The 1,934-nt window shown below is 73.4% G+C and carries 1 protein-coding gene and 1 pseudogene; both read left to right on the top strand.

What is annotated here, in order from left to right:
• The coding region (gene recG / locus VB737_RS16525) for an ATP-dependent DNA helicase RecG (RefSeq protein WP_500314563.1) at nt 1–1,512 on the top strand (1,512 nt) is incomplete at its 5' end.
• A gap of 44 nt (nt 1,513–1,556) precedes the next feature.
• Nucleotides 1,557–1,934: pseudogene (locus VB737_RS16520) on the top strand (M15 family metallopeptidase); the annotation flags it as partial.

The raw sequence follows: 1,934 nt of genomic DNA, 5'->3' as shown, positions 1-1,934 counted from the left end.
GAGCTGGGACTGCCACGCCGCGGCGAGGCGCTGCTGGGGCTGCATCGCCCGGCCGACCGCGAGGAGCTGCAGCGCTGCCGCCGGCGCCTGGTCTTCGATGAGTTCCTGCTGCTGCAGCTGGCCCTCGGGCAGCGGCGGGAGCGCCTGCGCCGCTCTCCGGCCCCGCCGCTGCTCCTGCCCAGCGGTGGCGAGGACCTGGTGAGCCGCTTCCTCGACGTGCTGCCCTTTCCCCTCACCGGCGCCCAGAGCCGCGTGCTGGCGGAGATCCGCGCCGACATGGAGCGCCCCCAGCCCATGGCCCGGCTGGTCCAGGGGGACGTGGGCAGCGGCAAGACGGTGGTGGCCCTGGCGGCCCTGCTGGGTGCCATCGCCGCGGGGTGCCAGGGGGCCCTGATGGCGCCCACCGAGGTGCTGGCGGCCCAGCACTTCCACAAGCTGGCCGGCTGGCTGCCCCAGCTCGACGTCAGCATCGACCTGCTCACCGGCTCCACCCCGGCTCGCCGGCGCCGCCAGGTGCTTCAGGACCTGGCCAACGGCCAGGTGAAGCTGCTGGTGGGGACCCACGCCCTGCTCGAGGATCCGGTGCAGTTCGACCGCCTGGGGCTGGTGGTGGTCGATGAACAGCACCGCTTCGGCGTGCGGCAGCGCAACCGGTTGCTGGCCAAGGGGCTCCAGCCCCATCTGCTGACGATGACCGCCACACCGATTCCCCGCACCCTGGCCCTCTCCATCCATGGCGATCTGGACCTCAGCCAGATCGATGAACTGCCACCGGGCCGCACGCCGATCCGCACCCGGCTGCTGCGGGGATCCGAGCGCGCCGGTGCCTGGGAGCTGGTGCGCCAGGAGGTGGCCAAGGGGCAGCGGGCCTATGTGGTGCTGCCCCTGGTGGAGGAATCGGAGAAGGTCGACCTGCGCTCGGCAGTGGAGGTGCACCGGCACCTCGATGAGGAGGTGTTTCCCGAGCTCACGGTGGGGCTGCTGCACGGGCGGATGACCGGCGAGGAAAAGCAGCGGGCCATCGGCGCCTTCCAGGAGGGCCGCTCCCAGGTGCTGGTGTCCACCACGGTGGTGGAGGTGGGGGTGGACGTGCCGGAGGCGAGCGTGATGGTGATCGAACATGCCGAGCGCTTTGGCCTGGCCCAGCTGCACCAGCTGCGGGGCCGGGTGGGTCGGGGGGCCGCCGCCTCCCATTGCCTGCTGCTGCATGAGGGCGACAACGCCATGGCCCACCAGCGGCTGGAGCTGCTGGCCCGCAGCAGCGACGGCTTCGAGATCGCCGAGATGGACCTGCGGCTGCGGGGCCCCGGCCAGGTGCTCGGCACCCGCCAGTCGGGCCTGCCGGACCTGGCCCTGGCCAGCCTCAGCGACGACGGCGCCGTGCTGGAGGAGGCGCGCATGGCGGCACGGCGGATCCTGGCGGAGGATCCCCAGCTGGCCCGCCACCCGCACCTGCGCGAGGCCCTCGAGGCCCAGCGGCGCCGCTCGGTGGAGGCGGCCCAGTTGAATTGACCCAGACCACCGGCCCACCAGCCCGACCCGCGCCCGCCGCCCCCATGCCGCCCCTGCGCCCCTGGAGTCCGATCCCCATCACCGACGGGGGGGAGCCCCTGGTTGATCTGCCGCCGAGCCTGTGGCGGCTGGAGCCCCATCCCTACCAGGCCCTGGGGGCCCCCTATGGCCCCGGTGCCAGTCCGTTCCGGCTGCGCAGGGGGGTGATCGAGCGGCTGGAGAAGGCCCAGCAGCAGCTGCAGCAGCGGCGGCCCGACTGGCGGCTGGCCATCTTCGACGCCTGGCGCCCCATCGCCGTGCAGGCGTTCATGGTGCGCCAGGCCTTCCGTGAGGCCTGCCGCGAACGGGGCCTCGACCCCGACGCCTTTGGCCTTCCCCAGCAGACGGTGGCGGCGGAGGTGGATCGCTTCTGGGCCCCACCC

Origin of the sequence: Synechococcus sp. BA-120 BA3 (genome assembly GCF_034931285.1) — a bacterium.
Lineage (GTDB): Bacteria > Cyanobacteriota > Cyanobacteriia > PCC-6307 > Cyanobiaceae > Cyanobium.
This window is presented reverse-complemented; position numbering and strand designations above follow the sequence as displayed.